Here is a 9,109-nt window from a genome sequence, read left to right on the forward strand (position 1 = left end):
CGGGTCCTGACGTTCGCCGGAGCGGGGCTGGCGGCCGTCTACGTACTGGACGACAGGGGCGAGGAACTGCGGCTCGTCGAGACGGCCGGAGTCGCCCGGACCCGGTACGCGCTGCCGGAGTGCTTCCCCCTCGACGACGACTAGCCCGTCACCGAGGCCTTCCGGTCCGGCAGGCCGCTGTGGCCGCGCCCCGCCGCCCCCACCGCTCCCGCCGCTCCCACCGCTCTCGCCGCCCACCACGAGGGCGAGCGCGTGACGCCGTGGGCCGGGGTGTCGCTGGGAGCCCTGCCGATCGAGGGCGACGGCGGCAGGCTGGGCTGCCTCGTCGTCATGGGCGAAAGCGCCGAGGGCTTCGAGGACGAGCAGCGGGGCTTCCTGGAGGTGTACGCGGAAGCTGTCGCCGGCCGGCTCCGGAACGAGACCGCCCGCTCCGCGCCCGCGCCACTGCTGGACCCCGCCCTGCGCGGTCTGCGCGTCGGCTCGTTCGTCCTGCTCCCCGGCACCGGAATGATCGACGCGGACCCGACCGTACTGGAACTGCTCGGCATCGCCGAGGGCACGTTCGACGGCAAGGCGGACACCCTGCTCGCGCACACCGTCCCGGAGGACCTGCCCGCGCTGATGTCGGTCCTGGAGCCCTCCGCCCAGGCCATGGGCCACCGCCGGCTGGAGCTCCGGGTCCGCCGCCCCACCGGTGAGCTGCGCTGGCTGCGGCTGGACTGCCGGGTGCTGCCGGGCCACGACGGCGGACCGCAGCAGGTCCTGGGCATGCTGACCGAGGCCTCCGCACTGCGCCACAGCACCAACGACGTCTCCAGGATCCAGTGGCTGACGGCCGCGCTGGACGAGACCACCACGGTCCGGGACGTCAGCCGGGTGCTGGTCGCCGCGCTGCGTGAACCCCTGGGCGCCGACCGGGTGGCACTCGCCGAGCTGCACGAGGATCTGCTGGCGGTCACCGTGCTCGATCCGCCGGAGGCCGGCGCGTGGCCGGAGCCATGGCGCGCGGAGGCGCTCTCGGAGCGGCCCGAGGTGCCGGTCGGCGGCCTGCCCACGCTACAGACGGCCGTGGCGGAGAGCCGGACGAGCCTGTTCCCCCGCGGCGCCGAGCTGGAACCCGGTCTCGCGGGCATCGGCCCCGGCGGGCTGGCCGTACTCCCGCTGCCCGCCCGGGGCCGGATCGCGGGTGTCTGCCTGGTCGGCTGGGACCTGCCGCACGAGTTCACCCCCGACGAGCGCTCCCTGCTCACCGCCACCGCGGGCCTGGTCGGGCAGGCCCTGAAGCGGGCCCACGAGTACGACGCCGAGCAGGAACTCGCCACGATGCTGCAGCACAGTCTGCTGCCGCGCCGCCTGCCCGAACTGCCCGGCGGGACAGCCGTCGCCCGCTATCTGCCCGCCAAACGCGGACTTCAGGTGGGCGGCGACTGGTACGACGTGATCGCGCTCTCCGAGAGAGAGGTGGCCCTCGTCATCGGGGACGTACAGGGGCACAGCGCCGGCGCCGCGACGATCATGGGGCAGATGCGTACCGCGGTCAGGGCCTACGCGGTGGAGGGCCATCCGCCGGACGTGGTCGTCTCGCACGCCAACCGGCTGCTCGTCGGCATGGAGACCGACCTTTTCGCCACCTGCCTCTACGTCCAACTGGACATGGAGGAGGGCAACGCGATGTTCGTACGGGCGGGCCATCTCTCGCCGCTGCTGCGCCGTCCCGACGGCAGCACCGAGGAGATCATGGTCGAGGGCGGCCTGCCGCTGGGCATCCTCGCCGACGCCGACTTCCCCATGACATCGGTGACTCTCTCCCCCGGCTCGGTCCTGGTGCTGGTGACGGACGGCCTGGTCGAGTCCTCCAAGCTGCCGCTGGACGAGGGCATGGCCCGTACGAGGGTGGCTCTCGCGGCGGCCGACCCCTCGGATCCCGGACGCATGGCGGACGAACTGCTCGGCGACGCCGGCCGCCGTGAGGACGACGTGGCTGTGCTGCTCCTGCGCTACGACGGGATGAAGGTCCGTCCGGTCCGGGCCGGTTACGCGGTGTGGCGGCTGCCCGACGCGGTCATGCACGCCCGCCGCTTCACCAGTCGCACCCTGCGCAACTGGCAGCTGTCCGAAGCGGCCGACGAGGTGCTGCTGATCGTCTCGGAACTGGTCACCAACGCCCTGGTGCACACCCAGGGCGCCGTACATGTCGAGCTCACCCTCGGCGCGGACCGGGTGCGGGTCACCGTGAACGACTCCTCGCCGCGCGCGCCCGCCAAACCCGTGGTCGTGGACTGGGAGGCGACCGGGGGCCGGGGCCTGCTCCTGGTCGAGGCGGTGTCGGCCGCCTGGGGCTCGGTGCCGGTGGGCGGCGGCAAACAGGTGTGGAGCGAGATCCTCGTCCCCACACGCGAGCCGACCCCGGAGGCGGAGCCCTCGACGGAGTCCCGCGCCCCGGGGGAGGGTGGATCCCGGACGCAGTCCCTGGCCCCGGAGGAGGACGGGACCTCGACAGAATCCCGGACCCCGGAGGAGAACGGGACTCCGGAAGAGGGCGGCCCCCCGACAGAATCCCGGCCCCCGGAGGAAGCTGGACCCCGGACGGAATCCCGGACCCCGGAAGAGGACGGGCCCCCGGAAGAATCCCGCGCGCCCGGTCACGCGGACGCCACACCCGGTCCGGCGAACGCCACCCCCACCCATACGGACACCACACCCAGTCCGACGGACGCCACCCCCGCCCATACGGACTCCGCGTCCTGGACGGACGGGTACGATCCCGGCCGCCGGCGCACGCCGCCCCGTGCCGACCGGACAGACCACCCGGAGCCCAGTATCGTGGATCACACGCCGCTGACCGGGCCTCGCGCCCCCGCCGGGCCCGCTCCCCCGGCCGACTTCCGAGCGCCCGACGCCACGTCCGCCGCGCCGCTGGCCGACACGGATGAACCCGCAGGTCCCACGCCCCGGGCGCGGAAACGGTCCAGGCTCTGGAGAGCAACGAGGAGGCGTCCACGATGAGGCTCCTGAGCGTCCCGAGGCCCCGCGCGCCCAGCGTCCTCGCCGCCGCCTGTGCCCTGGTGGTGGCCGTGTCCCTCGCCGGCTGTGGAGGGAACGGGACGGCGGGCGGCAAGGGCGTCACCGTAGGACTGCTGATGCCGAACCGGCAGACCCCGCGCTGGGAGGCGTTCGACCGGCCCCTGATCGAGAAGAGGGTGAAGGAACTGTGCCCCGAGTGCTCCGTCCGGTACGCCAACGCCGACAACGACACGACGAGCCAGCAGCGCCAGATGACCTCCATGATCACCAGGGGGGTCGACGTCCTGATCCTGGATGTCACCGACCCCAAGGCGCTCCGCTCGTCGGTGGAGTCGGCGAACAAGGCGGGCGTCCCGGTCGTGGCCTATGACCGGCTCGCCGAAGGCCCGGTCTCCGGCTACGTCACCTTCGACGGCACACGGGTCGGAAGGCTCCAGGGCCAGGCACTGCTCGACGCCCTGGGCAACAGGGCGGCCGGCCGCGAGATCGTCATGATGAACGGTGATCCGACCAGCCCCAACTACACCTGGTTCAAGGAAGGCGCACTGTCCGTCCTCAAGGGCAAGGTGAAGATCGGCAGGTCGTACGACACCCTGGGCTGGCGGGCGGAGAGCGCCCACGACAACATGTCCGCCGCCATCAACGCCCTGGGCCCGAACCGGATCGACGGTGTCCTGGCGGCCAACGACAGCATCGCCACCGGGGTCATCTCCGCGATGAAGAGCGCCCGGGTGTCGCCGCTGCCCCCGGTCACCGGCCAGGACGCCGACCTCGACGCGGTGCGGCGGATCGTCGGGGGCGAGCAGACCATGACGGTCTTCAAGTCCTTCCAGAAGGAGGCCGACACGGCCGCCGCGATGGCTGTGGCCCTGGGCCGCGGCGAGTCGGTCGACTCCATCGCCACGACGACGATGGACAGCCCGACCACCAAGAACGTCCCGACCGTGCTGCTCACCCCGGTCGGCGTCACCGCCGACACCATCGGGCGGACGCTCGTCAAGGACGGCGTCTACACGGTCGACCAGATCTGCACCCCGAAGCTCCGGGCCGCCTGCGACCGGGCCGGGCTCACCGGATGAGGGAGGTGGTCCCTTTGGCGACGTTCCCGCCCGTACTGGCGCTGCGCGGCATCTCCAAGCGGTTCGGCGGTGTCCAGGCCCTCGTGGACGTGGAGCTGCAACTGAGGGCCGGCGAGGTGGTCGCCCTGGCCGGGGACAACGGCGCCGGCAAGTCCACCCTCATCAAGGTGATCTCGGGGGTGGCCCCCGCCGACCGGGGCATCATCGAGTGGGAGGGCGGGCTCGTACAGATCAAGCAGCCCCACGACGCCCACGCGCTGGGCATCGCGACCGTCTACCAGGACCTCGCGATGTGCGACAACCTCGACATCGTCGGCAATCTCTTCCTCGGCCGCGAGATCGACCGGGTGGGCGTCCTGGACGAGGTGGAGATGGAGCGCCAGGCCCGTGAGCTGATGCACACGCTGTCCATGCGCATCCCCGATGTGCGGATGCCGGTCGCCGCGCTGTCCGCGGGGCAGCGGCAGGCCGTCTCGATCGCCCACTCGCTGATGGGTTCACCGAAGGTCCTGCTCCTGGACGAGCCGACCGCCGCGCTGGGCGTCGAGCAGACCAGCCACCTCTTCGACCTCATCGAACAGATACGCGACCGCGGTATGGCGATCCTGCTGATCAGCCACAACATGGGGGACATCAAGGCAGTCGCGGACCGTGTCGCCGTACTGCGCCTCGGCCGCAACAACGGCCTCTTCGACGTGAACACCACCCCGCAGGAACAGGTCATCTCCTCCATCACCGGCGCGGCGGACAACGCCAAGACCCATCGCCCCACCGGCGACGACGAGGTCTGGCCATGAGGGGCGGGGAGCCGTCAGGGGAGGCGCAGCCCGCCGGGGCCGGAGACGGCTCGGGAGCGGGCGGCAAGTCGTCAGGGGCGGACGGGCACGGGCGCGCCCGTGGGCCGGGACCGGGCATCGGGGGATTCATTCACACGGTCCGTACGCGGGTGCGCGGTCCCGAACGCGGCCCGGCGCTGGTGGTGCTCGGGCTGATCATGATCTGCGTCCTCTTCCAGGTCCTCAACGACAGGTTCCTCTCGCCGCGCAACCTGTCCAACCTGAGCGTGGACATCGTGAGCACCGGTCTCGTGGCCGTCGGCATCGTCTTCGTACTGCTGATCGGCGAGATCGATCTGTCGGTGGGGTCGGTCAGCGGTCTGGCGGGGGCCGCGTTCGCCGTGCTGAACGTGAACCTGGGTGTGCCGGAGTGGCTCGCCATGATCGTGGCGGTGCTGTCCGGGATGGCGGCGGGCGCCGTCCACGGGTTCTTCTTCGCGTGGGTGGGCGTGCCGTCGTTCGTGGTCACCCTCGCCGGGCTGCTGGCGTGGAACGGCATGGCCCTGTACCTGCTGGGCGCGAGCGGCACCATCAACCTGGACGAGAACGGCCTGGTCGCGTCGCTGACCAGCAGCTACTTCGGGCAACCGGCTGTCGCGTACGGGCTGGCGGCGCTGGGTACGGCCGGGTACGCGCTGGCCTGTCTGCGCACCCGGACCCGGCTGACGGCCGCAGGGATGCGGTACCGGTCGCCCGGTGAGATCGGGGTGCGCTCGGGCCTGCTGGCGCTGGTCGCTTTCAGCGCCGCGTACACACTCAATCAATTCCAGGGGCTGCCGCTCGCACTGCTGATCTTCCTGGTGGTCATCGTGGTCTCGGACTACGTGCTGCGCCGCACCCGCTACGGGCGGCGGGTGTACGCGCTCGGCGGCGGCGCCGTGGCGGCTCGGCGGGCCGGTGTCCGTGTGGTGCGGGTACGGCTGGTGATGTTCATGACGTCGGGCACGCTGGCGGCGATCGGCGGCCTGTTCGTGGCCTCGGGGCTCACCTCGGCCAGCCCGACGACAGCCCGCGCCGCCGGGTCCGGAATGCTCCTGATCAACGCCATCGCGGCGGCGGTGATCGGCGGTACGAGCCTGTTCGGCGGACGCGGTTCCACCTGGTCGGCGCTGCTGGGGGCGCTGGTCATCCAGTCGATCGCCTCGGGCATGGCACTGCTGGGGGTCGAGGACGCACTCCAGTTCATCATCACCGGCGCGGTGCTGCTCGCGGCCGTCACGGCGGACACACTGGCCCGGCGAACGGAGCGAATGCCGGCCCAGGCCTGAAACCCGGCCGGCCGGCCAACCGGCCCTGGAGCACAGGTGTGGGACAAGCACCCAAAGGGGTAGTTTATAACTAACAAAAATACCCTCAAAAGAGACATACGGGAGTGGGAAAGTGCCATGGCAGGGCCGCACAAAGCAGTAAGAGCAGCAGCCGTAGCCCTGACGCTGGCCGGGACCGTGGTCACGGCATGCGGCGTCGGCGGTGGCGACGCGGGGCGACCGAAAACGCTGACCTGGTCCATGTGGGCCAGCGTCGGTGAGGAGCGGGTGCTCTGGCGGCAGCTCGCGGAGCGCGTGTCCACCGATGATCCGCAGCTGAACATCAAGCTGGAGACCTTGCCCTGGGCGGACTACTTCACCAAGATCGGCGCCCGTCTCGGCGGCCACAGCGCCCCCTGCGTCGTCGCGGTGCAGTCACTCCGTACCGCGGGCTTCGCCAAGGGCATGCTGCCGCTCGACGATCTGATCGCCAAGAACAAGTTCGACGTGTCGGACTTCGACAAGTCGATCATGGACGGGCTGAGCATCGGCGGGAAGCAGTACGCGCTGCCGTACGACCTGGGCCCGACGATCCTCACCTACAACAAGAACCTGTTCCGGCAGGCCGGGGTGCCGGAGCCCAGGCCGGGGTGGACCCTGTCCGAGTTCGAGTCGGCCGCCCGCAAGCTGACCGCGGACGGGAAGCACGGGTTCGCGGCGTCGCCGCTGGATGTGTGGATGTTCCCCATGGTGCTGACCAAGACCGGGGCACAGCCCACAGACGGGAAGGGCAACCTGCGGCTCACCACCCCCGCCATGACGAAGGGCGTGCAGTGGTACGCCGATCTGGTGTCCAAGCAGAAGGTGGCCCCCCGGGTGCCCGCGACCGATCCCACGTTCGCCGAAGAGGCGTTCCTCGACGGCAAGGTGGCCATGGCCGCCAACGGGCCCTGGGCGCTGTCGGCCCTGAAGGAACAGGCCGCCTTCCCGGTGGGCCTGACCACGATCCCCGCCGGCCCGCACGGCAGCAGGACGTTCTCGTCCGGTTCCGGTTTCGGCATCTCCAAGTCCTGCAAGCAGCCGGACCTGGCGTTCAAGGCGATCACGCAGATGACCTCCCAGAAGCAGCTGGAATGGCTCGCCGAGCAGGGACGCGCCTACCCGGCACGTGAGTCGGCCCAGCACGCCTGGTACGAGAACGCCGGCATCGCGGACGCCCGCCCGGCCCTGGAAGCCGCGAACGCCACGGCGTCCCCGCTGCGCACGACAAAGAACTGGGACCAGGTCGACCAGTTGCTCTTCAAGTACGGGGTCGGCGCCTTCAATGGGAAGACCTCCGCGGAGCAGTACCTGAAGCAGGTGCAGAGTGAGGCCGGGCAGGGCTGATCCACGAGGGCACCGGCCGAGAGGCGAGCGGACGAGGACGAGGACGAGGCGGCACAAGTACGCCGGGCCTCAGAACGGCCCGACACCCGGCCGACCGTCCCGATGCGGAACGCGTGATCCCGCTCCCGAGAGCGAGCGATGGCAACGGGCCCTGGCACACCACCTCGAAGTACCGCTGTCCGGCCGCCTTCGGCAGCCGCCTCCAACTCCAACCGACCGCCGAGCGCGAGCGCGTCACCGAGCGGTGTCAGCCGGTCGATGACCTCGCGCGCGTCGAGAGCCTCGCGCCATCGCTTGACACCCTCAGCCGGTCGGCCCGCCGCGCGGCCGAGTGGGTGCCTGGATCGGTATGCCGTTGCGCTCAGGAGACACCTTCCTCGGGATTCGATCCGATCTGCCCTGTGTACGAACGGTCGGATCCGAGGACTCCCGGACGACGAGCTGGGTCGGCAGGCGCCGCTGTGACGGCGAATCGCCGGTCTCACCGCGGAGACGGGCAACGAGCAGGCGGGCGGCCTCGGCGCCCATCTCGTCGAGGGCGCTGCGAACGGTGCTCAGGGGCACGGGAAGATCCCGGGCGATGGAGATGTCGTTGTATCCCACCACGGCCACGTCAGTTCCGATCTCGTACTCAAGGTCGCGCAGGGCCCCCATGACACCGATTGCGGTCATGTCGTTGACCGCGAAAATGGCTGTCGGTGGCCGCTTCTTGCGCATGAGCCTCAGTGCGGCGGTTCGGCCACCCTCCGCGTCGAACGTGGAGTGCACGACGAGATCGCGCGGAGTGTCGATTCCGCGTTCGGCGAGCGCGTCCACGCATCCCGCCGCTCGCTCCCTCCCGGTACTGGCGTAGGGCTGGCCGGCGATGATGCCGATGCGTCGATGTCCGAGATCGGCCAGGTGTGTGCCCACTAGGCGCCCACCCGCGTAGTCGTCAGCCGTGACCGAGTCGAATCCGTCGTGCGTTCGGCTTACGAGCACGAAGGGTGTGCCGCGCCCGGCCAGTTCCGCCAGGAACGGACCGCCCGCGTGGGCATCCCCGAGGATGAGGCCGTCGACGCGGCGGCTCAGGAGCAACTCGGCGCGGCGACGTTGTTCGTCCGGGGAATCGAGCGTGTTCGCCACCACGGTTTGATAGCCGAGTTCTGTCGCGGCGCGGTCGATGCCCTCGTAGATGGTGCTGAGCACGACGTCGGTGAGGTGCGGGACGAGCACGCCCAGCATGTGCGTCTGCTTGGACCGCAGACTCGCGGCCTGCGCGTCGGGTTCGTAGTTGGCTCGCCGGGCGATCTCCAGGACTCGTTCGGCGGCCTCGGAGGACGGCGGCAGGCCCTGCCGGGAACGGGCCAGGACACGCGAGGCGGTGGACACAGCGACCCCTGCGGCCTCCGCGATCTCGCGCAACGTCGCGCGCCTCGCCGATCCGTCCTCCACTGTGCCGCCCCTTCCGACCGAACCGCCCCCGCTGAAGAGAAGAGTCTCTCAAACGTTGACGGGGTGCAATCGTTTCTGTAGTTTCGCGGAAACGTTTCCGCGA

Annotated in this window: 6 protein-coding genes; 5 read left to right on the top strand and 1 reads right to left on the bottom strand. The window is 70.7% G+C overall.

Annotation, left to right across the window (positions count from 1 at the left end; all coding sequences use genetic code 11):
- Positions 1 to 252: 252 nt before the first annotated feature.
- The 5 genes from AOK08_RS27065 to AOK08_RS27085 all read left to right on the top strand — a co-directional run bounded on the left by AOK08_RS27065 (position 253) and on the right by AOK08_RS27085 (position 7,572).
- The gene (locus AOK08_RS27065) at positions 253 to 3,006 is read left to right on the top strand and encodes a SpoIIE family protein phosphatase (RefSeq protein WP_422125774.1); all 2,754 of its coding nucleotides are present in this window, start codon (positions 253 to 255) and stop codon (positions 3,004 to 3,006) included.
- On the top strand, positions 3,003 to 4,103 hold the full coding sequence (locus AOK08_RS27070) for a sugar ABC transporter substrate-binding protein (RefSeq protein ID WP_055530819.1): 1,101 nt from the start codon (positions 3,003 to 3,005) through the stop codon (positions 4,101 to 4,103). Before AOK08_RS27065 ends, AOK08_RS27070 begins: the two co-directional genes overlap by 4 nt.
- A gap of 14 nt (positions 4,104 to 4,117) precedes the next feature.
- Positions 4,118 to 4,900 carry an ATP-binding cassette domain-containing protein gene (locus AOK08_RS27075; protein ID WP_241827105.1) on the top strand — a complete coding sequence of 261 codons (783 nt, stop codon included), beginning with the start codon at positions 4,118 to 4,120 and terminating at the stop codon, positions 4,898 to 4,900.
- Positions 4,897 to 6,207, top strand: a complete 1,311-nt coding sequence (locus AOK08_RS27080) for a sugar ABC transporter permease (protein WP_079054294.1) — start codon at positions 4,897 to 4,899, stop codon at positions 6,205 to 6,207. Before AOK08_RS27075 ends, AOK08_RS27080 begins: the two co-directional genes overlap by 4 nt.
- 117 nt (positions 6,208 to 6,324) lie before the next feature.
- Positions 6,325 to 7,572 (top strand): ABC transporter substrate-binding protein, encoded by a 1,248-nt coding sequence (locus AOK08_RS27085; protein WP_063794134.1) that lies wholly within the window; start codon positions 6,325 to 6,327, stop codon positions 7,570 to 7,572.
- Between the two features lie 303 nt (positions 7,573 to 7,875).
- On the opposite strand, the gene AOK08_RS27090 is transcribed toward AOK08_RS27085, so the two are convergent.
- On the bottom strand, positions 7,876 to 9,006 hold the full coding sequence (locus AOK08_RS27090) for a LacI family DNA-binding transcriptional regulator (RefSeq protein ID WP_079054295.1): 1,131 nt from the start codon (positions 9,004 to 9,006) through the stop codon (positions 7,876 to 7,878).
- Positions 9,007 to 9,109: the final 103 nt, after the last annotated feature.

The sequence above is a fragment of the Streptomyces graminilatus genome, assembly GCF_001418565.1.
GTDB classification, from domain to species: Bacteria; Actinomycetota; Actinomycetes; order Streptomycetales; family Streptomycetaceae; genus Streptomyces; species Streptomyces graminilatus.